This is a genomic window from Psychrobacillus mangrovi, from assembly GCF_037104765.1.
Classification (GTDB): domain Bacteria; phylum Bacillota; class Bacilli; order Bacillales_A; family Planococcaceae; genus Psychrobacillus; species Psychrobacillus mangrovi.
In genome coordinates this window covers 1-25,899 of sequence record NZ_JBAWSY010000029.1, presented here as the reverse complement: position 1 = coordinate 25,899, position 25,899 = coordinate 1, and the positions used below count along the sequence as shown (strand labels likewise).

The window sequence follows — 25,899 nt, the reverse complement described above, 5'->3', positions numbered from 1 at the left end:
GTATATCGATTACTATAATAACGATCGAATTAAACAAAAACTGGCCGGCATGAGTCCGGTAAAATACCGAACTCATGCCAGCCAATTAGCTGCATAAATAAAACTCTAACTTTAAGGGGTCACTACCATGATGGTCTTTTTTAACTAAAGCACCCGTTAGTTGAATAAGAAAAGTGAAGCTTATCAACAATTGCGTTGCGGGTGGTAATGGAATAAATGATTGAATATTTTGTTCAATTCCTTCTGTATCTTTCCTACTATTGTCTTTTCAGCGACTGGCATAATTATTTACTATCTTTAATTCTCATTTTCATCACTTCTGCTAGTTGATGAGAATTTAGATTTTCTTCTTTTTGTAATTTTCCAATGATGTTATGATAATCCTCTTCATTTCGATTCTGACTTAATTTATACGCTGCTTGGACTTCTTCTACTTTTATTTTAAAGCCAACAATCCCTTTTAGTTCATTTTCTAATAGCTGAGGCGACAATTTATCCCATAAAACTGGGTTATCACCGTGCTTCTCATACTTTTCTAGCAACGCTATCAGATCTTGTTTCAACTCTTCTTCCCCTAATATACTTGCTTGACCATATACATGTACTGCCTGGTAATTCCATGTCGGTACATTTTCATGCCCATACCAGGAAGATGAAATATAACTATGTGGTCCTTGATAGATTACTAGAATATCCTCGCATGATTCAAATGTTCTCCATTGAGGATTCCCATATGCCATATGTCCAGTTATATAATAAACTTCTCCCTGTTTATGAAGCTGTAATGGCAGATGAGAAGCAATGGGTTTTCCCTTTTTGGTTGTGACCAGTGTTGCAAATGAGTTCTCCTTCATAAACTCTAGAATTTCATCGATATTTGTGACTTTAAAAACTTTTGGAATATACATAAAACCTTTCTCCTTTCTATATTAGAATTGTTAATCAAAACTTTGGGGAGTTCTTACAATCTAAAAAAGATTATGGACCTAGGAATAATACTTGCAAGCCTAGTCCGATATAAAGCAAACCCAACACTTTATTACTCCATCTGTTCATTCCAACCCCACGCGTGATCTGTTGTCTAATTTTTCCGGTTAAGATCGACAAAATGGTTGTATAAATGACGGTTAATACAACAAAAATTACACCTAAAATTAAAAACTGAGTGACGATTGTACCGCTCTCCAAATCTACAAACTGCGGAAACAATGCTAAAAAGAAAAGTGCTGTTTTCGGATTCAAGGCTTCTACCAATATGCCATTCCTGTAGGAGTGAAGTAGTGACTCCTGTACAACATCAGACATTTTTATGGATCGCGCTTTTGTCAATAATGCCCGAATGCCCATATATAACAAATACGCTACCCTGGCCATTTTTACTATATTAAAGGCAACCGTAGATGTCATAAGAATGGCTGAAAATCCAACTGCTGCTAATAACACATGAATGAAATCACCTGTTGCAATGCCTAGACCGGTTATAATACCTGTTTTGGTTCCCGCTTGAGCCGATCGAGTAATCATTAACAAGACAGCAGGACCAGGTATCAAAAACAATCCGAAGACAACCAATATAAATGCACTCAACTCAGCAATATTCAGCATGGAATCCCCCCTAATCATTTCACATACTAGCTAATTTCAATTAGGCATATTTTTCAACGAATTATTTTGGATGATTATAGATATCTGTTAGTCAACATAGTAATATAATAATTGACATTTAAAAAGGTACAAGTTAAATAAAATAAACATGTCAGAGGCGATGTATAATGAAAAATATCATCTTTGCTTTAGAGAATAACACTTCTAAATACAAACAGATATATGAGCGATTTAAATTATTTATTGAGCATGGTGACCTACCAGCAAATGAACAACTACCTTCCATACGTCAGTTGGCAGATTCCCTACAAGTCAGTCGCAATACGACATTAATGGCTTATGATCAGCTTGTGGCAGAAGGTTATATTCGTGGAGAAGGAAGAAAAGGCTACTTTGTTAATGAATTAGAGCCACGTTTAATTGAGCAGGAAGCGATCTCTATTCCTAGTAAGCAAACGGAAAAGGTGACACCATTTTTCGTTGATTTTAAAGCAGGAGCTGTAGATCAGACAAACTTTCCTCTAAAAGCTTGGAGAAGAATAAATAATTCAGTACTGACCCTACAGGAGAGTTTTCAATATGGCGATCCTTTTGGTGAAATGTGTTTGCGTAAACAAATTGCTACCTATTTACTCCAATCGCGTGGGGTAATGACAGATCCAAATGCAATTATTATTGGTAGCAGTACGCAGCAGATGTTGATAAATCTTGGACAAATCCTGAAGGCTGATTTCCCAAGCGTGATTGTAGAGGACCCAGGGTATGATGGAGCAAAAGAGGCATTTCTATTCCATCGGTTTACACTCGAAACTTTACCAGTTGATGAAACAGGTGCTGATTTTTCACAATTAGAAAATACGATGTCACGATTAATTTATGTAACACCCTCCCACCAAAGCCCAATAGGCGTAAGCATGTCCATTTCCCAAAGGCAAAAACTAATTCAGTGGGTTACTAAGAGAAAAGGATATATTATCGAAGACGATTATGATAGTGAATTTCGCTATACGCAACAACCATTTCCGGCACTTGCTTCTATAGATTCAAAAAGAGTCATTTACCTAGGGAATTTCTCCAAGTCCTTTCTTCCAGGAATTCGTCTAAGTTATATGGTGTTGTCACCGTTTCTTTTAGACCGTTATAAAGCGCAATTTCAGCATTTTGAAAGTACTACATCCCTGCTTAGCCAGCTTACAATGGCTAAATTTATGGAAGAGGGGGAATGGAGCCGCCATATTAAACGGATGCGTCTTGTGTATAAGCGGAAAATGCAGAGCATAGTTTTAGAATTAAAAAAACAATTTGAACAACATATTACCATTATTGGAGAGCAGTCTGGTTTGTATGTATTAGTTAAGATACATCAAAAGCATTCAGAAAGCTGGTTAGTTGAGCGTGCTGCCAGTTATGGTGTGAAAGTATATCCAACTACCATCTACTTCATTAATAACTATTCTGATGAACCCATTATAAAACTCGGATTTAGTAGTCTTACTTGTGAAAAAATACAGTTAGGGGTGAAGCTTTTAAAAAAGGCTTGGTTATAACAAATATCCCCGCAATAATTAGTTATGTCTAACATTGCGGGGCATTCAAGGATTTTATGTTTTATTCCACTAACCTGCCGCGTTAGTTCAATAAGAAAAAGCTACCCTTACAGGCAGCCGCTTGTTTAACTAAAGCACCCGTTAGTTTGAGTACAATCTTTCACAAACTTTCAAAATAGTTACCTTTTAATAAAAGCTATTAAATGAGTGCTTTTAATTATGTCAAATATTTAGTTAATTATTAGGACAAGTTTACCATTTCCTATACCTTTTGCTAGCTGTTCAAAGCCCTGCGCTGCTTGCTGAAGTGGCAAAGTTGTACCTATAATTGGACGTAATGCTCCTGTATTTAGCATTCCAATTACACCATGAATGCTTTGTTCATATTCATCTTTTGGTGCATTCCAAAGAGCTGTCGCTAAAATATCACATTCCTTTTGCATTGCAAGACGTGGATTTATTTCTATTGAACCACGATTTCCAATAATTACAATTTTACCAAATGGTGCAATCAGCTTTAAATCTGTTTCTAAATTAATATTTGCTAAAAACTCAATAATTACATCAGGTCCATTGCCATCTGTTAAGGCTAGCACATCTTCAATCGTTGCTTCTGTCACATGGTCAATGACAACATCTGCCCCAGCTTGCTGAACCATTTTTTTACCTTCTGGCTTACTTGCTGTCCCAATCACTTTAGCACCGTGAGATTTTGCCATTTGGACAGCCTGTAATCCAACCCCGCCACTGGCTCCATGAATAAAAACAGTTTGACCTGGTTTCAGACAGGCACGTTGAAATAATGCACGATATGCAGTCATTGCAGGTACCCCTAATGCTGCACCTTGTTCAAAAGATACATGGTCTGGTAATAAATGAACCAAAGTTTCATCACATACTAATTTTTGTGCAAATGTACCTGTACTATTACTTCGCATTAAAGACGCAATAAATACACGGTCACCAACTTGAACACTTGTGACTTCTTCTCCAATCGCTTCCACAGTCCCTGCGCCGTCTAAGCCAGGAGTATAAGGTAACTGAGGTACACAAAACGCATATGTACCTGTTAATGTATAGGTATCACTTGAATTGACACCCGCAGCGTATAAACGAATACATACCTCTTTTTTTCCTGCTACTACATCCTCAACGTCTGTGTATGCTAATTTCTCAGGTCCACCAAACTCTGTAACTTGAATTGCTTTCATATTATCAACCTCCTAACACTTATTATATATCCAAAGGTCTGAATTTACAGTTTTTTAAGAATTAGTTCTAACAAATTCGGACATTGAATAACTTCTTCTACTCTAAAAAAATGACTGCTTATTAAACTAAACTGTACCGTTAGTTTAAGTGTAAACCTTCACAAACTCACTCATATATTAACATAAATATCCAATAAGAGCGGGACTTATTATTTAAAAATGTTATATGTAAGGCATGTGTCGTCATACCATTTTAAGATAAATCAAACTTTTCCTTTAACATGGCCAAACAAAAAAACTACAGAACACCCTTTCTCTTTTCATAGAGTGAGTGTTCTGTAGTTTGTAAATTAATTAAAATTAAAATTATCTGGATCTGCTCCTGTACGCTCATTCAGATTAAGTGAATCGATGTTTTTCATATCTTCAAATGTTAATTCAAAATCAAATACATCTATATTTTCTGCTATTCTAGTAGGAGTTACAGATTTAGGAATAACAATTAAGTCATGCTGTAAGTGCCAACGAATAATTGTTTGTGCTGGTGATTTACCATATTTATCACTAATTCGTTGTAAGGTAGGTTCGTTTAGTAATCCACCTCTTGCTAGTGGTGACCATGAAGTTACTGCAATACCCTGCTCCGCACAATATTCACGAAGATCAAATTGTGTCAAACGTGGATGACACTCAATTTGATTGACCATAGGCTTTACATTCGCCTTTACAGCAATTGCTTCCAAATGGTGCTGTTGATGGTTCGATACACCCGTAGCACGAATAAGTTTTTCTTCATATAAACGTTCAATTGCACGGTACGTATCTACAAAAGTTTCCTTTACTGGCCAATGTGTTAAATATAAATCTATGTGGTCTAATCCTAATAATTCTAAAGACTTTTCAAATGCTTTTAATGTTTGATCATACCCTTGGTCAGAGTTCCATACTTTAGTTGTTATGAAAATATCATTACGTGCAACGGATGAATTACGTACTGCTTCTCCCACTTCTTTTTCATTGGCATATAATGATGCTGTATCAATATGACGATAGCCAGCATCAATCGCCGTTGTAATTGCATTAAGAGCAATATCAGGCTCCGTCATTTTGTACACACCTAATCCAATCCGTGGCATTTCAACACCATTTGCTAATTGTTTTGTAGAGTTTATATGTAAATCCATTCTGTTCATCCTTCCTAATATGGAATTGACTGTTTAAATTAGTCGTTTTCTCTTTTCTTCATTTTACTAACATCATCTGACTGGGCAGGGTCTGATACACGATTATCCTGCTCTAATTCATTATTGTCTCTCAGTCTTTCCATCTGTTTTCCGAGTAGCTTCACTTCTTCCATATTCGTTGCCATTGAACCGTTTTCTGGACCATTTTTCAAATTACTCATTTAAAAAATCACTCCTTTTCTTTATGGTAGTTGAATAATTAGAAGGTTGCAACTTTCAAAAGAAACATTTTGGACATAATTTCACTTTTTCGTAATATTTCTTTTTCAAATAAAGTAGGTTATACTTAGTTCATAATATATATAGAGGAGGCACTCGATATGAAACTTATCCTTATTCTTGGCGTTTGTGTATCCTTCCTTGCTGCTATTTTTAAAGCAGGATACGAAGACAAACCAGGTGCATCTGAAAAGTAATAAATACTAAAAACGGACGAGTCATAAATGACTACGTCCGTTTTTTTATATCTCAATGAAGACCAGGATATTCTTGCTGTCTTAATGCCTCATAAATAAGAATAGCTGCAGTATTAGATAAGTTTAATGAACGAATATTGTCATTCATCGGAATACGTAAACAACGATCTGGGTGGGCATCTATAATCTCACGAGGCAACCCTTTTGTTTCACGCCCAAAAATAAAGAAATGATCCTTCTCCACATTGCTAAAATCATAAGTAGTATGAGGTTTAGCCCCAAATTTAGTGATTAAATAATATAGCCCTTCCGGATGTGCTGCAAAAAATTCATCTAAACCATCATAATACGTAATATCTACATGCTCCCAGTAATCGAGACCTGCACGTTTTAACATTTTATCGTCTGTGGAAAATCCTAGAGGACGGATTAAATGTAACTTAACTCCTGTTCCTGCGCATGTTCTTGCGATATTCCCTGTATTGGCTGGTATTTCTGGTTGATATAACACTACATTAATACTCAACGTTTCCACTTCCTATTTCTCTATAGTATAGAATTGAAGCCCTTTTCGAATTTCATCTAGTACTTCTTTGTCTTCTTCAGTTTGTTCTACTTTCTTCAGTGCTACTAATCCTTCTTCTGTGTTTATTTTGCCAATTGCCCATGCAGCAGTTCCTCGAATAACAGGTCGCAAATCATTTTCAAGTAATTCTATTAGCTTTGGTATCGCAGCAACTTCTTTAAAATGTGCTAATGCAATAATTGCATTTCTCTGTATCGGGTTTTTTCCTCTCCAAGCACCAGACATATGTCCATACGTTTCTTTGAAGATACGGTTTGTCATATCCAACATTGGCATAAGTAGTGGCTTCACGAGCTCAGGATCTGGTTTAAAAGCTTGTTGATGCAAATTAGCTTTCCCTTTGTTTTTTGGACAAATTGTTTGGCAAGTGTCACAGCCATATATTCGATTTCCAATCTTGGCGCGAAATTCATCTGGAACCATTGTTTTTGTTTGGGTGATAAATGCAATGCAACGCTGAGCATTTAATTGTCCTCCCTCAATAAGAGCACCTGTTGGACAAATGTCTAAGCAAAGCCTGCAATCCCCACATTGTTCTTCCATCTGTTCGCTAGGAGCAAATGGAATGGATGTAATCATCTCACCTAAGTATACATAAGAGCCGAACTCCGGCGTAATAATGGAACAGTTTTTTGCACTCCAACCAATACCAGCTCTCTCTGCTACTGCTCGATCGGAAAGTTCTCCTGTATCTACCATTGAACGTAACCTTGCATTTGGCATGTGCGTTAATATAAATAATTCTAAAATTGCAAGTTTTTCACGTAAGACAGTGTGATAATCCATGCCCCATGAAGCTCTTGCAAAAATACCACGTCTTGCCCCTTTTTGACTTAAAGGCGCATCTTTCATTTTTGATGGATACGCAATGGCAATGGATATAATACTTTCTGCTTCCGGAAGCAAGAGCTCTGGCTGAGTTCTTTTCTCAATATCTGGCTCTTCAAATCCAGAAGCAAATTCTAGCTCTTGCTGGCGAATTAATCTATTTTTTAATTCATGGAAAGGAGAAGCAGAAGTAAATCCTATCTTATCAATTCCAATAGAAGTTGCGTATTCAATTAGTTCTTGTTGAAATTGGTTTATATTCACAAATTGTTCTCCTTTCTTATGGTAAACTAAAGAAAATATGTTTAAGGATGGTTGTTATGATTGTAAAATTGGATAATCCTTTATTAGAAATTGAACCTACCTTTAAAATAGGCATTATACATTATACCAAAATTGTTGTAACTTCTTCGCCTCAAATGCTTAAAGGACGCCTCCAATTATTTCAAGAACAGCTATTTTTTGAATTAGAAGAGAAAGCGATAACAGAATTCGCTGGAATAAAAGAATGGCGTGTTTTATGGAAAAAATTTGGTGCAGACCCAAATCGTTATCGACCATCAGTTGAAGCATTATATCGACGGATTGCAAAACAAAATTATATCACACCTATGCATTCTGCTGTGGATCTAAATAATTTTTTCTCGATGCGATATGAAATACCAATGGGAATTTATGATATAGATAAAATCCAAGGAGATATAATGATTTCTCTTGGCAATGAAGATTCAGTATATGAAGGATTAAATGGACGTGAAAATAAATTGAATCATATCCTTACAGTCCAAGATACATATGGGCCGTTTGGAAGTCCATTTGTAGATTCAATTAGAACAGCAGTAACGGAACATACAACTAGCGCAATTCAGGTTGTATTTCTTCAGCCTTCCACAGATATAGAAGCCAGTCAAAAGTTAGTTCACTCCATGGGGACGATGTTCACTCAAATACATGGTGGCGAAGTATCTTCAACAGTTTTACATAATGATCATAAAGAATGGGGGATATAAATTATGCCAAATATTTCATTAGCAGAAGCGGTTAAACTAAAGAGTTTATTAATGAAAAGAGTCCATGAACTCGAAGAAGAAATTATGCGAGTTGCTTTTAAAATTGTAGAAAAAGATACTGTTCCAGAAGTTGGTCCGCGTACAGTTTCAGTAGTAGACAATGAAATTACAGAAACGCGTAAGGATATCCGTACTCTTGACCGCCTGATCTATGAAGCAAATATTAACAACACGGTTATGTTTAAAGACAAGGCATATACAATTGTAGAGGCAATAGAATTAGCAACACAAATGAGAGCTCAGGCTAGAATTTATAAACAGCTAGGAGCTGCAGAAAAGCAAACAGTGCAATACGGTTATGGAGGTGAAGGCGCATATATTAAAGTTGCGTTGTTCAATCCAGAAGAATATCGTCTAAATGCTATACAATATGAAAAAGAGGCAAATAAACTGTCTGGACTGATTAACGCTAAAAATTACGCTATTAGCTTAAATTTTGACGATGAAAAATATGCATAATCCTTGGTAAGGTGAGACTCCTTGCCAAGGCATAGTTAGGAAATCATTTAACCCTACCGGCAAACCAATGACCTGTAACCTTTTACTATGTGACCAGTGACTAATGACTAACTATCTGCAAACGTTAACCCAATTAGTTTCTCTGGATTTCCTACTATGAAAAACGCTCCTTCCACTTTTGTGGAGGAGCGTTTTTATATTGTAGACAAACTCGAGTTTATTTTTATATTGAATTGAACAGGTTTTCCGAAGATTACCACTCGCTTTCCGCGAGGGAGCGTCGAGTAGTTTGTGTCAATACGATGTTGGTTTTGAAGGCGTTGCCTCAGGACGAGCATTTAGCCTTCCTTACGCAAAGGGCACTGAACAAGTCCTCAATGAGATTTCATAACATGTTCGATTTCTATTTTGGATCCGCTAATTTCCGTTCTAGGCGGACGCTTTCCGCCGGCATTGCTTCAGTCGCTTCCCTCGCTACGCTCAGTCCAGGGTCTTCAGCGCATGCACCTGCCGCTTCGCTTTCGGTGCAGAAAACATTTGCTATTCCGGCTGGAGTCGCCGCCTTCCACTCCAATCAACTATTATCCGCACTTAAATTATAAAACCATTATGCCATTAATAGAGCAAGTTTTAATCAATGTAATCTTTTCAAATAGTAGCTATAGAAAATCGTTGAAAAAGGCGACACTCCTGCGGGAATAGCGGTAGCCTAAGACCCCGCAGTTGAGGGGAAGGCAATCTAATTTCGCCGCATCCTACTGCAACGATTGCATGACCAACATCGTGTTGGCCTAGGAGGCTAAGGCAACGCCCGCGGAAAGGGCGCCGATTTAACCATTTTCTTATTTATCGGACGACATTATTTATAATGAGACAACTACGTTATAAAGACAAGGTTACTTTGGCTAGTTCTCAAATAATCCGGTTTCCTCTCCATCAATAAGAAGCCTCCACTTGCCATGTTCCACCCATGTAATTTCACCTGAATAATGATAGATTGTCTGATTCGTTTTAGCATCTATTGCTGAACTATCTAGTTTGAAAGTAGAAGTTTCCTTCACGATTCCTTTTTCATCGATTAGCTTAACTTCTATTGTTTCTTTTTTACCAATGGTACTTTCTATATTTAATTCTGCTAATTTACCAACTGGAATCTCTTTTGGTGAATACAGTAATGTATAATGCTTTGTTTTTGGAAATGGGGGTAACACATTAATAGTAAAAGCTTCAAACAAATCATCCTCCACATAAAAGGACAACTGCCATTCTCCCTCTGTTGGAAATGGCACAAAGCTAGTTAATGCATGAGCGTCTTCACTATTTAAACCACTAGATAGTATCCCTTTTGTTAATTCAATATTTTCACCTTTCAAATCTACTGCTTCTACTCGATAATTCTTTCCTACAAGCTTATTGGCATCTCCCCAAAAGTAAAGCATCAGCTTTGCCCCTCGCCTGCTGTCTTCAGCAACAAATTGCTCGTTAAACACAAGCACGCCAATTTTCCCCTTCACTCCAACTACCTGCTGATTTCTATCAGGAATTGTAAAAATTGCTCCCTGTTGTGCATTAAAGTTATTAAAGAGGCTACTTGTAAAAAAAAGAAATAATAGAATTATTGCTATACTTAAGAAAGACATGATTGGTTTTAAAGGAGCCGTATATTTTTGAGTAGCACTCTTCGATTTCAACGAATACAATATTTTCTTCTTATTATCGGTTTCTAGTGTATATTTAGGTAAACTTTTTAATTTTTCTTCGAGAATTTTATATTCTTCCATGTTCAAACCCCTCCTCTTCCAACAATTCTTTCAACTTTTTTAGTGAACGATGGTATAGAACATTTACGTTATTCTCATTACTTCCTATAACCTTACTTACTTCCTTAGACGACATTTCCATAATTCCTTTTAAAATAATTATTTCTTTATAATGAGCTGGAAGTTTGTTTATAGTATGATATAAAACGATATTTTCTTGATTTATCATTATGTGTTGTTCCATATCTATTAGTATATTTTGTTCTTTTATAAACAGATGCCTAATTTTATTCCAAACGTTGTTTTTTCGATACTGGTCAATTACCATATGCCTTGCTATTGATATTAGCCAAGTTTTAGGATGCCCATTTTCCTTATAGACTGTCAATTTTTTCATAGCCCTCAGAAAGGTTTCTTGCACGAGATCTTCTACATCAATCGATCCTGTATAATACATAAGATAACTGGTTATATCCTTCACATATAACTCAAACCATTCCTCTATTAGATGCTTCTCCAAAGAATCCCTCCTCCCTCTAATTATTGAACGAATGTATAGCTTTAATCTTACATGTTTTTTTGAAAATAAAAAAACAACCATTGACTATGCAATGGTTGTTCCAAATCTAAAATTAAATTAATACGCGCGACCGAACCATACAGTATGTTTCGATTCTCTTCCACAGTTGATACATGTAGATTTTTCAGCTGGTGGATTGAATGGAATGTTACGTGTTGTGAATTTAGTCTCTTCTTTCACATGCTCTTCACAAGCATCGTCTCCACACCAACCTGCTAGAATCCAACCTGGGATTTCTTCTTTTTCTGTTGAATCCGCAAGATGTTGTTTTAACTCCTCCATTGAATTCACATGTGTATGTGAATTTAGATCACGGAATGCTCGAGCTTTTTCTAGTAAACGTGTTTGCATCGTGTTTAGTTCTTCTTCAATACGTTCTACTAAATTAGCAAGGTCTACTGAGAATTTTTCAGCTTCATCACGTGCTTTCATTAATGCTTGATTGTTTTCTAAATCACGAGGACCTAATTCAACACGAACCGGAACACCTTTTAGTTCCCATTCATTAAATTTATACCCTGGAGATTGATCAGAATCATCTAGGCGTACACGAATACCTTTTGCTTTTAATACTGCAAAAAGTTCATCCAGTTTTTCCATAATAGCAGGATTCTTCTTCCAAGGTCCCACTGGAATGAGTACCACTTGAGTTGGAGCAATTCGTGGTGGTAAGACTAAACCTTGTTCATCCCCATGGACCATAATTACGGAACCGATCAATCGTGTAGAAGTTCCCCATGAAGTTGTATGAACAAATTCATGTTTGTTTTCTTTATTTAAATATTTAATATCAAATGCTTCAGCAAACTTTGTTCCAAGATAATGAGATGTACCTGCTTGAACTGCTTTTCCATCCTTCATCATTGCTTCGATAGAATACGTATCTACAGCTCCTGCAAATCGCTCTGAAGGTGTTTTTTGACCATCATATACTGGAATTGCCAATAGTTCTTCTACGACCTCTTTATAGATGTTCAGCATTTGCATTGTTTCTTTGCGAGCTTCTTCCTCATCTACATGTGCAGTATGCCCTTCTTGCCATAAAAACTCGGAAGTTCGGATGAAAGGAAGAGTTTTCTTTTCCCAACGGAACACGTTTGCCCATTGGTTTATTAGTACTGGAAGATCTCGATAGCTCTTAATCCAATCTGAATATAAATGACCGATCATCGTTTCAGAAGTAGGACGTAGCGCTAAACGTTCTTCTAATTGCTCACCAGCTGCTTCCGTAACCCATGGAAGCTCTGGAGAAAATCCTTCGATATGATCCTTCTCTTTTTGGAAAAATGATTCTGGAATCAGCATTGGGAAGTAAGCATTACGATGTCCTGTTTCTTTAAAACGTCTGTTCATTTCTTCTTGAATATGTTCCCAGATCTCAAAGCCATCTGGTTTAAAAGCTATACACCCGCGAACAGGCGTGTAATCCATTAAATCTGCTTTTTGAATCGTATCAATATACCATTTTGTAAAATCATTCTGTTGTGTAGACATCTACTTTTCCTCCTTTAAAATAAAAAAAAGTGTAAAAACTCCCCTATAAAAGGGCGTCTTTACACTGGATAGACACGGTACCACCTTTAATTAGCTCGCTAGTTTACGAACTATCTCAAACGTTGGTTAACGACAACGAACCGGTTATGTTTGCATAACATCTCTGTGGTAGGTTTCAACAAGAAGCGGTGATATAGCTTTCAGCAATCGCTATATTTTCTGTTTCACAATTCTTATTTACTTGATCACTTCGTAGATTGTATATTATTAATAATATACCAAATACTCGTAGTTAATACAATGCGACTTAAAATAATTCTGTAGCTAATAATCGATATACATCTAAACGTTTCTCTTGGGAATGTTGAATGCTACAGATCATTGCTTCGTCAAAGCCATATATTTCTTGCTCTTCTTGTAAAATCGTTGCAACTTCTTTTGCACTTCCAACTAAATGTATTTTACGATTTTCTTGAATCATCATTCGATCCATCTCAGTTAATGGATACTCCTGAGCTTCTTCAGGTGTCATTGTTTGAATAATCGATCCTCTCATTAAAGATAGTCGCGAAATATCTTGAGGAAGTGCTTGAAACTCTGCTTCTTCTTTTGTTTCAGCTACTGTTACTAAGTAGGTCACAGAAATCTCTGGTTTCTCCATAAAAGCGGAAACTTGAAAGTTCTTTCTGTATGCCTCTAAAATCTCCTTGCTCATTCCACCATTAAAAAACTGTGCAAACGAATACCCAACACCCATACGCCCTGCCTGAATCGCACTGTTTCCACTGGATCCAAGTAACCAAGCTTCCGGTAAAGCTATTTTATAAGGGGTCGCGATTGTTTTATTATATAAGCTATCTTCCGGTACTTCATCGTTAATTAATTCTAGAGCAGTATTAAATTTCTCATACATATTATTTATCATTGGTTGACGCCCTTCAGATAAAGCATAAATGGAATAGTTATCCCCGCCCGGTGCTCGACCAACGCCAAAATCAATACGACCAGGAGAAAAAGCACTTAGCGTTTTAAATACTTCTGCAAGTTTTAACGGAGAATAATGCATCATCATTACTCCACCAGTCCCAAGCCGTATATTTTTCGTTTTCGCAGCAAGATGAGCAACTGTTATCTCAGGTGATGAACTAGCAAAAGCTTTTGTGCCATGATGCTCTGCCATCCACATACGATAATATCCCAGTTCATCCGCCAATATAGCTAGTTCTTCTGCCTTTTTTAAGGCTCCCTCAGCAGTATTACCTGTTGTTATAGGTGCTTGATCTAATACGCTTAATCTCATCAGTACTACTTCCTTTCCCTTTAACCGTTCCTTTTAGATTACGATAACTTTCTATAGTCTTTATGTAAATTTTTTTGTCTTGCTATAGCTTTAATCAAACATAAAATCCAAATAAAAAAAGCTTATAAATGTGAATAAATCAACATTTATACGCTTGCGTGTAAGAATATAAATTTCACTTAAAAAGTGTTTATATTTACTTGATATCACTTCATAACTATTAAGCGCGATGCAGCTCTTGAGGTGATTTTTCTTCCATACTTATTTCATCATATATTTGTTTTGCTTTTTCTTTCGCTTCTACTTTTGATTTCGCATAAACATCGATAATCTTTCCTTCAATAATAAAATTATATTTTTTTATCATTCTTTAGTTCCTCCTTTTAGTTAAATAATTATGCTATCTTTCTCTCGGGTGTTTATTATTGTTTACCCGGATTATTATTAAATAAACATTGCTTTATTAAGTAGTATTTAAGAAATCATCAATTAGTTATTGCGTTTTTTACTTCTTTGCACAAAAAAAGCCCCACTCACAAATTAAGCGATCAGGGCTTTGAAGGGTTCAACAAATTCAGCGATAGATTTTAAAGCACAAGTATTTTTTATTTCACTCTTAATACTTGTCCTATATAAATTGTATAATTAGCATCGAGTCCATTCCAATCCTTAATTTGTTGCACTGTGCTACCATATGTTTGACTTAATGAATAAACAGTATCACCACTCACTACCGTGTGATAAACAGCTGTATTTTTCTTTGGTAAATTGAAACATTTAGCTAAACCGTTCACGTGACCTCGAGCTAGAGATTCAATGAAGGAAGCTGATTTCAACTTTGCAGCATCATTTGCATTATCAATAAATCCATTCTCAGTCAAAAGAGCTGGCATATTAGATTCACGTAGCATGTGGAAGTTTTCTTGTTTCATTCCACGATCGGAATAATTTACAAGCTTTAATATTTCTGCATGAATAGTATTCTGGTACGTAGTAGTAGGTGCACCTACTCCTGGATAAACATAATCCTCATAGCCTGTCCCACCACCTGCATTAATGTGAACTGAAAGGAGAAAATCAGCTGCCCAAGAGTTAGCTGCATTTGTACGCTGCGTTAATGTTAAAGATTGATCACCAGTTCGACTCATTAATACACTTACATTGTTGTACTCAACAAGCAGAATATCTTTAATTCTAGTAGCAATTTGCAAAGTTAAATTCTTTTCCTGTAAACCATTCCCTACTGCTCCCGAATCTGTCCCACCGTGACCTGCATCAATAAATACTTTTACCATTATTAATCACCCCATATTAGTTTTTTGTATTGCTCTGAACAATCTCTTACCTCTGTTTTATCACATTACCACCACAACCTTAAAGAAATACTTAGTTATTTGTAGTTCATAGCTCTTTGACTATCAGCAAAATTATCTGTAGTCGGGTCTTGGATATTCCCTATAGTAGCAAACAATCCAAAGACGATATTTACAACTGCGATTACCCAATCTTGAATCTCTTCAGTTAACTGAAAATCCGTCCAACCAATAGCATGAGCCCCAATCAAAAGTAACTCAATTAATATAAATAATTGGGCAATAAAACTCGTCACCCAGAGCTTATTTTTAAAACGTACTTTCCAGTTAATTTTCATGATTGTTCCTCCTTCCATTTCTTCTATAGATAGATAACAGGTTTTTTACATAAACATTAAAATCACCCCTCGAGTTTCACTAATGAAACTTTATATTTAAAAAAATAAGATTAGATACTAAAATAATGTTTTTGTTAAATAAGATACATCTCCCTTCTATGTTCATAAGTTTCATTTATGAAACTTTATAAAATGACTTTAACAGGTAAAAGTTTCATAGTCAACTACTTTATTAATAAATTTCCTGAGAAAGTTGTCATAAGTGAAACTTTAGTTTATACTAACATTAATTAATAGGGGGTAGTAACAATGTATTCTATAGGGAAAGAAATAAAAAAAATTCGAGATGAAGAAAAGTTATCTCAGGAAGAATTCGCTGAAAGAATAAATCGAAAAACTGGTCTTTCAATTACAAAGGGGATGGTATCAAAATGGGAATCAGATACTACTGAACCTAAAACAAGGATGTTAAGAGCAATTGCAGAGACTTTTAATGTCTCTATGGATAGAATGCTTGGTTTAGATTCTCAACAGACCTCTTCTAAAATTGAAACTCTTGCTGCCCACATTGATGATGATGTTACTGATGAAGAAATGGAAGCAATTAAAAACTACATTAACTATATTAAATTCAAAAGAAATTAAATGGGGTGTAATGTGTGGATTATGAACGATTAATAATTGAATACCCGCATATAAAGATTATTGAAGATCCAACAATGCCTAAAGGTCTCGGTGGAATATATACAGATAAAAGGATATATATAAATAAGCTAAAAGATAGTTATGAAAAACATTGTATACTTGCGGAAGAATTAGGACATTACGAAACTACACACGGTGACATTACCGATTTAAATCAAGTCCAAAATCAAAAATTGGAACTGGTCGCTAGAAGATGGGGGTATGAAAAAGTCGTATCTCTCGAAAAGCTGATAGAATGTTATGAGCTGCGTAAAATTACCTTAGAAGAAGTTTGTGTTCATTTAGAAATAACTGCTGATTACTTAAAAAAATCGATTGACTATTATATCGATAAACACGGACTGAAAAAAGTTTACAAAGGATATGAAATCACTTTTAATCCGCTGAATGTTAAACCAATAGATACTATAAAGTCTTAAATACACGCAATTATCAGTGGCGTTTTTTATCGATAAAAAAGAAAATATAAACTCTATACTTAAATTGATTATCATTATGGTGAATATTGTATATTTCATGGTCCTCATTTATACTTAAATCAAATTAATTATTTTCTGAATTTTTATTTTATAAAAGGAGAGGAAAAACATGAACTTAGGTGCATTTTCTGTAAGTTTAAATGTAAAAGACATTCAAGTATCAAAATCATTTTACGAAGACATTGGATTTGAAGTTTTAGGTGGAGACATCACTCAAAATTGGCTTATTTTAAAGAATGAAAATTGCGTTATTGGGTTATTCCAAGGAATGTTTGAAAAGAACATTCTCACCTTTAATCCAGGATGGAATCAAAATGCTGAGAATCTTGATTCGTTTACAGATATTCGAGAAATTCAAAAGCAACTTAAAGCAAAAGGAATCAAAATGCTGACTGAAGCAGATGAAACGAATGAAGGACCATCACATTTTACAATTGAAGATCCAGACGGAAATCAAATTCTTGTTGATCAACATCGATAAAAAAGAATAAATAATGGTATCTATATACAACATGTAAATGTGCACTTATACTTTCCAGAAACGTTACCAATTTCCTTTTCTCATAAACCAAAAAATCCTCGTAAATGTTAATTTATCAACATTTACGAGGATTTTATTTTTGTTATAACGAATCAAAAATTAATTAATGATACTTGTGGTACGTTCACTATATTATAAACACAAAAGTTAAATGATCACAGCGAAAAATGACCTTCAAAACACTTCTAGGATTGTTTTGTCATCTCTACAAATAGTATATAATGAACGTTACAAACATCTTGAAGGAGTACGAATACATGCAAACATTACAAAAGCTTTCCAATCGTCTCTTCTACCTCCCTCCCTATCAAAAAACAGATCGCCCGATACTAGCAGCTATTGTAGGGGACGATCAGACACTGTTGATTGATGCTGGGAATTCTTCTAATCACGCTAAACTATTCAAAGAGCAATTAGCTTACCATCATGTCATGGGAGATATTCTGGCTCTTACACATTGGCATTGGGATCATGTATTTGGCTTGAGTGAAATGGATATGCCTTCAATCGCCAATTTCATGACCTATGATAAAGTAAATGAACTACAGAAGTTATCATGGGAAGACACGGAACTGGATGAACGTGTGGAAGCAGGAATAGAAATTCCATTTTGTGCAGACGCGATAAAACTTGAACTTGAGAAAAAGAGAGAGATTATCATAACAAATCCCACTATCATTTTTGAAAAGCAAATTAAACTGAATCTCGGTGGCGTTACCTGTATCATTGAACATGTGGGTGGAGATCATTCATCTGATTCGAATCTCCTCTATATACCGGAGGAAAAAGCTCTATTTCTTGGTGACTGCCTCTATGCAAATATGTACGCTGAAAAATGGCACTATACCATTGAAAAGATGAGTAAGCTTTTGGAGAAGATTGAAGGTTATGATGCAGAAATATATTTCCTATCTCATCATCCAGCACCATTAACAAAAGTTGAATTTGCTAGCTTTGTTTCATTATTGGAGACAAGTGCTAAATTAACGAAGAAATATAAAGGGGACCTAGAAAAAATTACAACAGAGATGTCCTCGTATTTCCAACGTGAGTTAACTGAAGACGATTTAGAAATAATCAGGTACTTTGTGAATGGGTACCAGTAAAATGTTATTAATATATTAATCATTACCTATTAAAAATTGATATTGCTTCACTACTGAAGCAATAAAAGCATAATGGCTTATAAACAGCAAAAACCCCAAGGTGTTTCCCTTGGGGTTTTTCTTATTAGTTTCGACATTGACCCATTTCTTCTTAGAAGAATGGGTAATAACACTTTTTTAGAAATTTTAATTGATCACGCCCACGTTGCTTTACATATTTTAAGATTAGTTCTTCAGTTATATCAATGAAATAAATTAATTGATTTGTTTTAACAATACTTAACCATACAGAAAAAATATACAACTTTCAAAAATAACAATTGACACTGACTATTCTGACAAATATAATTGGTCTATCCAATTATCCAATTGGATAGAATTAATAAAGGGGTGTATATATGGGTCTAGGATTTATTGCATTATTAGTTTTTATTGGACTAATTATTGTATGGACGACATTAGTTAAACGAAGTATTGGAGAAGCAATGATAATTGGCTTCATCATAACAGCTTTGTTTGGGGGAAAAGATGCATTAAATATGATATGGGATGGTATCGTATTTGGCGCAACAAATGAAGTATTATTTGCAGCTCTTGCATTTGTATTTATGGCCTATGTGATTGATAAGACAGGAATCATTACAAAACTTATCAATATATTAAACTCACTACTTGGTCGTTTACCAGGTGGTCCATCTCATGTTGAAACTGCAGGGTCAGCATTATTTGGGGTAATTTCAGGATCTGGTTCTGGTAATACAGCAACGACAGGTTCTGTTACAATTCCTTGGATGATTAAATCAAACTGGCCAAAAGATTTGGCAGCAACAGTTGCAGCAGGTAATGCAGGTTTAGGTATCGCTCTTCCACCTAGTAGTTCAATGTTTATTTTACTAGGATTTGCACCGATTGCAGCCGTAGTTTCAGAAGGAGATCTTTACTTTGCTTTATTAATCGGTGGTTTGTACCAAGTCTTCTACCGTATTCTTTTAACATTTTGGTTTGTGAAAAAATACAACATTAAGACTTTGTCAGTTGATAATCTTGAACCATTAAAAAATACATTCTTATTGGGATGGAAATCACTTTTCATTTTCTTTGGTATCTTAATCCCTCTAACAGTCACAATTGGTCCATTCTCAGAAAAATTAATCGCTAATCCAAATATTGGAGCAGATGCGATTGATAGTATTTCGTTATTAGTATGGGTACCAATTCTGATTACTTTAATCAGCATGATAATTGGTTATAAAAATTTACCGCGTACATTTACTGGATGGAATGAGTTTTTACATGGTGCCACTTCGAAATTTTCAGTGATTGGAGTATTATTACTCTTTGCCTTTGCAGCAAGTGAAAATTTAAATCAACTAGGTTTAGGTGAAGATTTATCTTCAATCATGACGTCATTAAATATGCCAAATTGGTTAGTAATTTTAGTTGTTGGTATATTAATTGTTTTAGTGGCAGGCCCACTATCAGGTACAGCTACACTTACTGCGATTGGACTCGTTGCCTTTTCAGCTTTAGTGTCTGCAGGGGTAAATCCAACAGTAGCCGTTGTTGCTATCTTAATGTTTGCATCTACTGAGGGAGCTTCTCCCCCATCTTCTGCTCCGATATTCATTGCATCAGGTATTGCTGGAGCAGAGCCTGGAAAGACATTTGCACCACTCATTGCCTATTATGTAATTCCAATTTTCATAATAGGCTTCTTAATTGCACTTGAAATATTACCAATACCTATTTAAAAGGGAGTTGAAAAAATGTTAAAAGTATTAGACAAAATCTTTATTATTTCTTTATTATCATTTTTGTTGCTAGGTGTTATAATTGTTGCCACACAATTACTAGGATTAATTATGCAAAATGGAAATTTAATTGTAATAGTGAATAATAACTTTGCAACTCCTGCGTTTGTTTGCAGTGCAATTGCGGGAGTACTTGGATTCTTCATTCAAGTTCTTAAAAATCGTTCATTCAATGTCCTATCAGAGGAAGAATTGGAAGATCTTCAAATCGAAGCAACGTAATTATTCAAATTCCCCAACTTGCATATTATTCTTTTACTTATATTAGGAGGAAGAAATATGAAAATACTTTATCATCGTTTATACGAACAAGTAATAACTTACATTCAGCAAGGAATTAAGGAAGGAAGATTTTCTGTTGGTGAACGTATTCCAGCGGAAAGACAGCTTGCAGAAGAATTAGGTGTAAGTCGAGGAACTTTAAGAGATGCTTTTCGTATTTTGGAATCCAAAAATATCATTAAAACACGTCAAGGTGGCGGACGTGTTTTAATGAAGCCGATTGAACAACTTAATTCAACAGAAGATGACATAATGGAACAACTTAAAAAAGCAGAAATTCTTGAACTTTTGGAGGCACGCGAATTATTAGAAGTAGGTATGTGCGAGCTAGTATGTGAAAGAATTTCTGATGATGATATTGAAGAATTGGAAGTGCTATTAAAAAATCAGGCAGATAATTTGAGTGATTTAAGCTACGATTTTTATTTTCATTTATCCATTACGGCTGCTTGTCAAAATAGAGTATTAGAAAATTTCATAAAATTAAATATGAAACTTATCCAAGAAATTCGAGAAAAGAATTTTATGATTCATTCTAATTATCAAGAGGCACACGAAGAACACTGGGAAATATTAAATGCAATTAAGAAAAGAGACGTTGAATTATGTAAAGAGGCAGTAAAAAACCACTTTAGAAACATTAAAGTTAGACTTAATTTAACGTAAACAATTAGGAAGTGATCATTTGTTAAAGTTAAAACGTTCAAGATTAGTTATGCCAGCTAATAATATGAAATTTATCGATAAAGCGCCGTTAAGAAATGCAGATATTATTGTATTAGACTTAGAAGATAGTGTTCCCTCTTCTCAAAAACTACTAGCAAGAAGGGATTTAAAGAAGAAAATTGAAATTGCTAATCAAGGTGGCAGCTCTATATATGTACGTGTGAATAATAATACTCAACTTTTAAAAGAAGATATTGATGCCTCTATCTCACCACCACTAACAGGGATATACGTACCAAAAATAGAAAAAGCTGAACAAGTAGTGGAGATTGATGAATTGTTGTCAGCTTATGAGAAAAAATTGCAACTATCAGATGGTCACTTTAAAATTTCTATTTTAATTGAAACTGCTAAAGGTCTTCTTAATTTAAATAGTATTTTATGTAGTAGTAAAAGAATTGATACGGTGTCTCTAGGAGCTGAAGATTTTGCTAAAGACGTTGATTTAATAATGGGCGAATCAACTAAAATAGCTTTATTAAATATTCGAATGCAAATTTGTATAGCGGCACACGCATTTGGAGTTCTTCCAATGGGATTGATGTCTAGCATTGCTGACTTTACAAATTTAGAAGAAGTTGAAAGTAGCGCCCTTTTAGCTTACGAACATGGCTTTGTTGGTACAAGCTGTATCCATCCTTCAAACGTAGAAGTTTTAAACAAGGCTTTTTCTCCTTCTGAAAAAAGTATCTCTGAAGCCCACGAATTAATTAAAGTATTTGATGAAGCTCAACAAAACGGGAAGTCCGCTATCCGATTCAAAGAAAAAATGGTGGATATTCCTCATTATGAACAAGCAAAAAATTTAATTAGTACATATGAACAAATTCTTCAATATGAGCAATATAAGGAAATCTGCCGAAAATCTTATATTGGAGGTCAAAACATATGACTGAAAATAACTTGCCATTAAAAGAGCTAAAAGTATTAGATATTTCTACCATGTTAGCTGCGCCATGGGCAAGTACTTTCTTAGCAGACTTTGGTGCAGATGTTATTAAAGTAGAGCATCCTCAATATGGGGATCATGCTAGAAAATATGGAGCACAAAAAAATGGCGAAAGTATTTTTTGGAAAACTTTAAATCGTAATAAAAGAGGCATGACGCTAAATTTAAATTCCTCTGAAGGAAAAGAAATTTTTCTGAAACTAGTTTCTAAGACAGACGTATTGGTTGAAAATTTTAGACCTGGTACACTGGATAAATGGGGATTGAGCTGGGAAACCCTTTTAGAAGCAAATCCATGTATAATAGTCCTTCGTACCTCTGGTTTTGGTCAAGAAGGACCTTATGCTAAAAGGGGTGGGTTTGGTACGGTCGCTGAAGCAATGAGTGGCTTCGCTTCATTAAATGGGGTAAAAGACGGATCCCCTACTTTACCTGGTATGGCATTAGCAGATGGTGTATCAAGTATTTTTGGTGCTTTATCTATCATGATTGCTCTGTATGGGCAAATCAAAAATGGCTTGAATGAAGGGCAACAGATCGATATTAATTTGTATGAACCTTTAATGAGATTGTTGGAACCGCAGATCACAGCCTACGATCAATTGGGAATTATTCCTCAACCAATTGGCAATAGCAGTTTACAAACTGCACCTAGAAATGCTTATTTAACGAAGGATCTCACTTGGGTTGCCCTATCAGGTTCCTCACAGTCGATAACAGAAAATATTTTTAGAGCCATTAATCGTGAAGAATTAATTAGAAATCCTAAATTCATAAATAATAAAGCACGATTACAGAACGTCAAGGAATTAGATGAAATTATTAGCGAATGGATTAGTAAGCACACGTATGAACAAGTAGTTGAAATATTCAATTCAACTGGTGCTGTAGTTGGACCTATGTATACAATCCCTCAATTATTAGAGGATCCACATTATAAACAGCGAGAGTCCTTTATTACTGTCCGAGATGAGGATTTTGGTGATATGAGGATTCCTAATGTAGTAGCGAAGTTTTCCAAAACACCAGGTAGAGTAAAAAGTTTAGGTCCTAAAAAAGGCCAGCACACTGCTGAAATATTAAAAAATGATGTGAAGTTATCTGATACACAAATTGCTAAACTAGTGGAACTAGGAATCATTTAATACGCATATAAAAAAAGTCATACCTTAAATTAAGGTATGACTTTTTTAAGAATATTCCCAAATGTTATCCCATAAAGATATTGAAACAACTCTGCGTGACTATACACACGTATTTAAAGAGTTCTGAGAAGAAGATGAAAAAGAAACAACCAAAACATTTGAAAGAATGTATGTAAAATATGTGTAAAAAAATTAAACTTAATCGAATATAATCGAAGAATAGAATTAAAAGAGAAAAATAAAAAAAGCTTACAAACGCTGTTGCATCAGCATTTATAAGCAAGTAACGAAAAGTCAATCTTACATGATATTTCGTAAAGTATACCGGTGGTCGGGGTCGAACCGACACTCTCGAAAGAACGGGATTTTGAGTCCCGCGCGTCTGCCAATTCCGCCACACCGGCAAATAAATACTAGGCAGTGATTTAAAAATTGGAGGCGGCAACCGGATTTGAACCGGTGATAAAGGTGTTGCAGACCTGTGCCTTACCACTTGGCTATGCCGCCGAAATTAAGTAATGGAGCGGAAGACGAGGTTCGAACTCGCGACCCCCACCTTGGCAAGGTGGTGTTCTACCACTGAACTACTTCCGCAAAAAACTGGGGTACCTGGATTCGAACCAGGGCATGATGGAATCAAAATCCATTGCCTTACCGCTTGGCTATACCCCAATGGGGCGACTGATGGGAATTGAACCCACGAATGCCGGAATCACAATCCGGTGCGTTAACCACTTCGCCACAATCGCCATTATTAAATAAAAAAAGAGCTAACTCAAAAGGAATATGGGGCGACTGATGGGAATTGAACCCACGAATGTCGGAATCACAATCCGATGCGTTAACCACTTCGCCACAACCGCCATTATTCAAAGTTAACTTATAAATTGGCAGGGGCAGTAGGAATCGAACCCACATCAAAGGTTTTGGAGACCTCTATTCTACCGTTAAACTATGCCCCTATATAAAAACTGGTGGAGGGGGACGGATTCGAACCGCCGAACCCTAAGGAGCGGATTTACAGTCCGCCGCGTTTAGCCACTTCGCTACCCCTCCACTATTGTGGTGCCGGAAAAAGGACTTGAACCCTCAACCTACTGATTACAAGTCAGTTGCTCTACCAATTGAGCTATTCCGGCAAAAGTATGGTGGCTCAGGACGGAATCGAACCGCCGACACAAGGATTTTCAGTCCTTTGCTCTACCGACTGAGCTACTGAGCCTTCTTCGATTTGCACTAAGCTACGTATCTCTTCGTCAGCTGCATTCGTTCAGTCAGTCACGTACTTTAGTACATTCCTTTCTTCACTCAATTGCTTCCTCGATCTACTTGCTTATTCCAAATCTCTAATCAATTTACGCTAAGCTGCGCATCTCTTCGTCAGCTGCACTCGTTCAGACAGTCACGTATTTAGATACGCTCCTTCTTTCACTCGATTGCTTTCTTGACCTGCTTGCTTATCCTAAATCTCTAACTTATTAAATAATAAATGGCGGTCCCGACCGGGATCGAACCGGCGATCTCCTGCGTGACAGGCAGGCATGTTAACCGCTACACCACGGGACCATTTGGTTGCGGGGACAGGATTTGAACCTGTGACCTTCGGGTTATGAGCCCGACGAGCTACCGAACTGCTCCACCCCGCGACAACTATATAATTTATATGGTGGAGGATGACGGGCTCGAACCGCCGACCCTCTGCTTGTAAGGCAGATGCTCTCCCAGCTGAGCTAATCCTCCAAAAAAACTGGTTAATTATTTAATGGTGACCCCTACGGGATTCGAACCCGTGTTACCGCCGTGAAAGGGCGGTGTCTTAACCGCTTGACCAAGGGGCCACTATATTATGTAAGAGAGAAAAATATCTGGCGGAGAGCAAGGGATTTGAACCCTTGAGACAGGGTTACCCGCCTACACGATTTCCAATCGTGCTCCTTCGGCCACTCGGACAGCTCTCCAAAAATGGCTCCGAAGGTAGGACTCGAACCTACGACCAATCGGTTAACAGCCGATTGCTCTACCACTGAGCTACTTCGGAATATTATTACGCCCAGCGACTTCCTACTCTCACAGGGGGAGACCCCCAACTACCATCGGCGATGAAGAGCTTAACTTCCGTGTTCGGTATGGGAACGGGTGTGACCTCTTCTCCATCATCACTAGACATATTAACTTGAAAGACAAGATTAATTATACCATAACTAGAGATTATATCAATAGTTTTCCGATAAAATTTCTATATTCTTTCAAAACTGGATAAAAGACATTGGTGCTCGCAAATTCATATTTGGTTAAGTCCTCGATCGATTAGTATTCGTCAGCTGCACGTGTCGCCACGCTTCCACCCCGAACCTATCTACCTCATCGTCTTTGAGGGATCTTACTTACTTGCGTAATGGGAAAT

Annotated in this window: 27 protein-coding genes, 16 tRNA genes, 2 rRNA genes and 1 other annotated feature; of the genes, 13 read left to right on the top strand and 32 right to left on the bottom strand. The window is 36.1% G+C overall.

Annotated elements, in window-relative coordinates; all coding sequences use genetic code 11:
• Positions 1-97, top strand: a 97-nt coding sequence (locus WAX74_RS19920; protein WP_241600806.1) for an IS3 family transposase, incomplete at its 5' end; no start/stop codon positions are given.
• Between the two features lie 187 nt (positions 98-284).
• Here WAX74_RS19920 and WAX74_RS19915 read toward each other — a convergent pair.
• Together WAX74_RS19915 and WAX74_RS19910 are read right to left on the bottom strand one after the other, a co-directional pair.
• Positions 285-908 carry an FMN-binding negative transcriptional regulator gene (locus WAX74_RS19915; protein WP_336499397.1) on the bottom strand — a complete coding sequence of 208 codons (624 nt, stop codon included), beginning with the start codon at positions 906-908 and terminating at the stop codon, positions 285-287.
• A gap of 70 nt (positions 909-978) precedes the next feature.
• A complete protein-coding gene (locus WAX74_RS19910) occupies positions 979-1,605 on the bottom strand; it encodes a LysE family translocator (RefSeq protein WP_336499396.1) in 627 nt (208 codons plus the stop codon).
• Between the two features lie 167 nt (positions 1,606-1,772).
• On the opposite strand from WAX74_RS19910, the gene pdxR reads away from it, so the two are divergent.
• Positions 1,773-3,152: a MocR-like pyridoxine biosynthesis transcription factor PdxR gene (pdxR, locus tag WAX74_RS19905; protein ID WP_336499395.1), complete on the top strand. Its 1,380-nt coding sequence runs from the start codon at positions 1,773-1,775 to the stop codon at positions 3,150-3,152.
• Between the two features lie 230 nt (positions 3,153-3,382).
• On the opposite strand, the gene WAX74_RS19900 is transcribed toward pdxR, so the two are convergent.
• The 5 genes from WAX74_RS19900 to queG all read right to left on the bottom strand — a co-directional run bounded on the left by WAX74_RS19900 (position 3,383) and on the right by queG (position 7,701).
• Complete coding sequence (locus tag WAX74_RS19900) at positions 3,383-4,363, bottom strand: NADPH:quinone reductase (RefSeq protein WP_336499394.1); 981 nt, start codon at positions 4,361-4,363, stop codon at positions 3,383-3,385.
• Positions 4,364-4,713: 350 nt separating this feature from the next.
• The gene (locus tag WAX74_RS19895; RefSeq protein WP_336499393.1) at positions 4,714-5,547 is read right to left on the bottom strand and encodes an aldo/keto reductase; all 834 of its coding nucleotides are present in this window, start codon (positions 5,545-5,547) and stop codon (positions 4,714-4,716) included.
• Between the two features lie 38 nt (positions 5,548-5,585).
• Positions 5,586-5,768 carry a hypothetical protein gene (locus WAX74_RS19890; RefSeq protein ID WP_336499392.1) on the bottom strand — a complete coding sequence of 61 codons (183 nt, stop codon included), beginning with the start codon at positions 5,766-5,768 and terminating at the stop codon, positions 5,586-5,588.
• A gap of 307 nt (positions 5,769-6,075) precedes the next feature.
• Positions 6,076-6,549, bottom strand: coding sequence for a tRNA (uridine(34)/cytosine(34)/5-carboxymethylaminomethyluridine(34)-2'-O)-methyltransferase TrmL (gene trmL / locus WAX74_RS19885; protein WP_336499391.1), 474 nt, complete (start codon positions 6,547-6,549; stop codon positions 6,076-6,078).
• A gap of 12 nt (positions 6,550-6,561) precedes the next feature.
• Positions 6,562-7,701: a tRNA epoxyqueuosine(34) reductase QueG gene (gene queG / locus WAX74_RS19880; RefSeq protein ID WP_336499390.1), complete on the bottom strand. Its 1,140-nt coding sequence runs from the start codon at positions 7,699-7,701 to the stop codon at positions 6,562-6,564.
• Between the two features lie 56 nt (positions 7,702-7,757).
• Between queG and WAX74_RS19875 the strand changes: the two genes are divergently transcribed.
• A complete protein-coding gene (locus WAX74_RS19875; protein WP_336499389.1) occupies positions 7,758-8,447 on the top strand; it encodes a B3/B4 domain-containing protein in 690 nt (229 codons plus the stop codon).
• Positions 8,448-8,450: 3 nt separating this feature from the next.
• Positions 8,451-8,966, top strand: coding sequence for a hypothetical protein (locus WAX74_RS19870; protein WP_336499388.1), 516 nt, complete (start codon positions 8,451-8,453; stop codon positions 8,964-8,966).
• A 905-nt stretch (positions 8,967-9,871) separates the two neighbouring features.
• Here WAX74_RS19870 and WAX74_RS19865 read toward each other — a convergent pair.
• The 7 genes from WAX74_RS19865 to WAX74_RS19835 form a co-directional block, all read right to left on the bottom strand.
• Positions 9,872-10,747 carry a hypothetical protein gene (locus tag WAX74_RS19865; protein ID WP_336499387.1) on the bottom strand — a complete coding sequence of 292 codons (876 nt, stop codon included), beginning with the start codon at positions 10,745-10,747 and terminating at the stop codon, positions 9,872-9,874.
• Positions 10,734-11,246 (bottom strand): RNA polymerase sigma factor, encoded by a 513-nt coding sequence (locus WAX74_RS19860; protein WP_336499386.1) that lies wholly within the window; start codon positions 11,244-11,246, stop codon positions 10,734-10,736. The genes WAX74_RS19865 and WAX74_RS19860 overlap by 14 nt, the downstream gene beginning before the upstream one ends.
• Before the next feature lie 117 nt (positions 11,247-11,363).
• Positions 11,364-12,800: a proline--tRNA ligase gene (gene proS / locus WAX74_RS19855; RefSeq protein WP_336499385.1), complete on the bottom strand. Its 1,437-nt coding sequence runs from the start codon at positions 12,798-12,800 to the stop codon at positions 11,364-11,366.
• A 46-nt stretch (positions 12,801-12,846) separates the two neighbouring features.
• Positions 12,847-13,063, bottom strand: a binding site (T-box leader).
• Positions 13,064-13,107: 44 nt separating this feature from the next.
• Positions 13,108-14,100 (bottom strand): LLM class flavin-dependent oxidoreductase, encoded by a 993-nt coding sequence (locus WAX74_RS19850; protein WP_336499384.1) that lies wholly within the window; start codon positions 14,098-14,100, stop codon positions 13,108-13,110.
• Between the two features lie 220 nt (positions 14,101-14,320).
• Positions 14,321-14,467 carry a hypothetical protein gene (locus WAX74_RS19845; RefSeq protein ID WP_336499383.1) on the bottom strand — a complete coding sequence of 49 codons (147 nt, stop codon included), beginning with the start codon at positions 14,465-14,467 and terminating at the stop codon, positions 14,321-14,323.
• A 238-nt stretch (positions 14,468-14,705) separates the two neighbouring features.
• The gene (locus WAX74_RS19840; protein ID WP_336499382.1) at positions 14,706-15,395 is read right to left on the bottom strand and encodes an N-acetylmuramoyl-L-alanine amidase family protein; all 690 of its coding nucleotides are present in this window, start codon (positions 15,393-15,395) and stop codon (positions 14,706-14,708) included.
• Between the two features lie 95 nt (positions 15,396-15,490).
• Positions 15,491-15,751: a phage holin gene (locus WAX74_RS19835; RefSeq protein WP_336499381.1), complete on the bottom strand. Its 261-nt coding sequence runs from the start codon at positions 15,749-15,751 to the stop codon at positions 15,491-15,493.
• A gap of 309 nt (positions 15,752-16,060) precedes the next feature.
• Between WAX74_RS19835 and WAX74_RS19830 the strand changes: the two genes are divergently transcribed.
• The 9 genes from WAX74_RS19830 to WAX74_RS19790 all read left to right on the top strand — a co-directional run bounded on the left by WAX74_RS19830 (position 16,061) and on the right by WAX74_RS19790 (position 23,495).
• Positions 16,061-16,396: a helix-turn-helix domain-containing protein gene (locus tag WAX74_RS19830; RefSeq protein ID WP_336499380.1), complete on the top strand. Its 336-nt coding sequence runs from the start codon at positions 16,061-16,063 to the stop codon at positions 16,394-16,396.
• A gap of 14 nt (positions 16,397-16,410) precedes the next feature.
• Positions 16,411-16,875, top strand: coding sequence for an ImmA/IrrE family metallo-endopeptidase (locus WAX74_RS19825; RefSeq protein ID WP_336499379.1), 465 nt, complete (start codon positions 16,411-16,413; stop codon positions 16,873-16,875).
• A gap of 169 nt (positions 16,876-17,044) precedes the next feature.
• Positions 17,045-17,416 carry a VOC family protein gene (locus tag WAX74_RS19820; protein ID WP_336499378.1) on the top strand — a complete coding sequence of 124 codons (372 nt, stop codon included), beginning with the start codon at positions 17,045-17,047 and terminating at the stop codon, positions 17,414-17,416.
• A 317-nt stretch (positions 17,417-17,733) separates the two neighbouring features.
• Positions 17,734-18,582: an MBL fold metallo-hydrolase gene (locus tag WAX74_RS19815; protein WP_336499377.1), complete on the top strand. Its 849-nt coding sequence runs from the start codon at positions 17,734-17,736 to the stop codon at positions 18,580-18,582.
• Positions 18,583-18,980: 398 nt separating this feature from the next.
• On the top strand, positions 18,981-20,333 hold the full coding sequence (locus tag WAX74_RS19810; RefSeq protein ID WP_336499376.1) for a TRAP transporter large permease subunit: 1,353 nt from the start codon (positions 18,981-18,983) through the stop codon (positions 20,331-20,333).
• 15 nt (positions 20,334-20,348) lie between these two features.
• On the top strand, positions 20,349-20,615 hold the full coding sequence (locus WAX74_RS19805) for a hypothetical protein (RefSeq protein ID WP_336499375.1): 267 nt from the start codon (positions 20,349-20,351) through the stop codon (positions 20,613-20,615).
• 57 nt (positions 20,616-20,672) lie between these two features.
• Complete coding sequence (locus tag WAX74_RS19800; RefSeq protein WP_336499374.1) at positions 20,673-21,341, top strand: FadR/GntR family transcriptional regulator; 669 nt, start codon at positions 20,673-20,675, stop codon at positions 21,339-21,341.
• A gap of 19 nt (positions 21,342-21,360) precedes the next feature.
• Positions 21,361-22,293 (top strand): HpcH/HpaI aldolase/citrate lyase family protein, encoded by a 933-nt coding sequence (locus WAX74_RS19795; protein ID WP_336499373.1) that lies wholly within the window; start codon positions 21,361-21,363, stop codon positions 22,291-22,293.
• Positions 22,290-23,495 (top strand): CaiB/BaiF CoA transferase family protein, encoded by a 1,206-nt coding sequence (locus WAX74_RS19790; protein ID WP_336499372.1) that lies wholly within the window; start codon positions 22,290-22,292, stop codon positions 23,493-23,495. Before WAX74_RS19795 ends, WAX74_RS19790 begins: the two co-directional genes overlap by 4 nt.
• 322 nt (positions 23,496-23,817) lie before the next feature.
• On the opposite strand, the gene WAX74_RS19785 is transcribed toward WAX74_RS19790, so the two are convergent.
• The 18 genes from WAX74_RS19785 to WAX74_RS19700 all read right to left on the bottom strand — a co-directional run.
• A tRNA-Leu gene (locus tag WAX74_RS19785) sits at positions 23,818-23,899 on the bottom strand.
• A 29-nt stretch (positions 23,900-23,928) separates the two neighbouring features.
• A tRNA-Cys gene (locus WAX74_RS19780) sits at positions 23,929-24,002 on the bottom strand.
• A gap of 12 nt (positions 24,003-24,014) precedes the next feature.
• Positions 24,015-24,089 (bottom strand) — tRNA-Gly (locus tag WAX74_RS19775).
• Positions 24,090-24,095: 6 nt separating this feature from the next.
• Positions 24,096-24,167, bottom strand: a tRNA-Gln gene (locus WAX74_RS19770).
• 1 nt (position 24,168) lies between these two features.
• Positions 24,169-24,244, bottom strand: a tRNA-His gene (locus tag WAX74_RS19765).
• A 38-nt stretch (positions 24,245-24,282) separates the two neighbouring features.
• A tRNA-His gene (locus WAX74_RS19760) sits at positions 24,283-24,358 on the bottom strand.
• A gap of 25 nt (positions 24,359-24,383) precedes the next feature.
• A tRNA-Trp gene (locus WAX74_RS19755) sits at positions 24,384-24,457 on the bottom strand.
• 10 nt (positions 24,458-24,467) lie between these two features.
• Positions 24,468-24,551: transfer RNA gene (locus WAX74_RS19750), tRNA-Tyr, on the bottom strand.
• A gap of 7 nt (positions 24,552-24,558) precedes the next feature.
• Positions 24,559-24,634: transfer RNA gene (locus WAX74_RS19745), tRNA-Thr, on the bottom strand.
• Between the two features lie 7 nt (positions 24,635-24,641).
• Positions 24,642-24,717, bottom strand: a tRNA-Phe gene (locus tag WAX74_RS19740).
• Positions 24,718-24,985: 268 nt separating this feature from the next.
• Positions 24,986-25,061: transfer RNA gene (locus WAX74_RS19735), tRNA-Asp, on the bottom strand.
• A gap of 3 nt (positions 25,062-25,064) precedes the next feature.
• Positions 25,065-25,141 (bottom strand) — tRNA-Met (locus WAX74_RS19730).
• 18 nt (positions 25,142-25,159) lie between these two features.
• A tRNA-Val gene (locus tag WAX74_RS19725) sits at positions 25,160-25,235 on the bottom strand.
• A 23-nt stretch (positions 25,236-25,258) separates the two neighbouring features.
• Positions 25,259-25,333 (bottom strand) — tRNA-Glu (locus tag WAX74_RS19720).
• A gap of 28 nt (positions 25,334-25,361) precedes the next feature.
• Positions 25,362-25,453, bottom strand: a tRNA-Ser gene (locus tag WAX74_RS19715).
• A gap of 5 nt (positions 25,454-25,458) precedes the next feature.
• Positions 25,459-25,533, bottom strand: a tRNA-Asn gene (locus tag WAX74_RS19710).
• 10 nt (positions 25,534-25,543) lie between these two features.
• Positions 25,544-25,659 (bottom strand): 5S ribosomal RNA (gene rrf / locus WAX74_RS19705).
• A 123-nt stretch (positions 25,660-25,782) separates the two neighbouring features.
• Positions 25,783-25,899 (bottom strand): 23S ribosomal RNA (locus WAX74_RS19700); the annotation flags it as partial.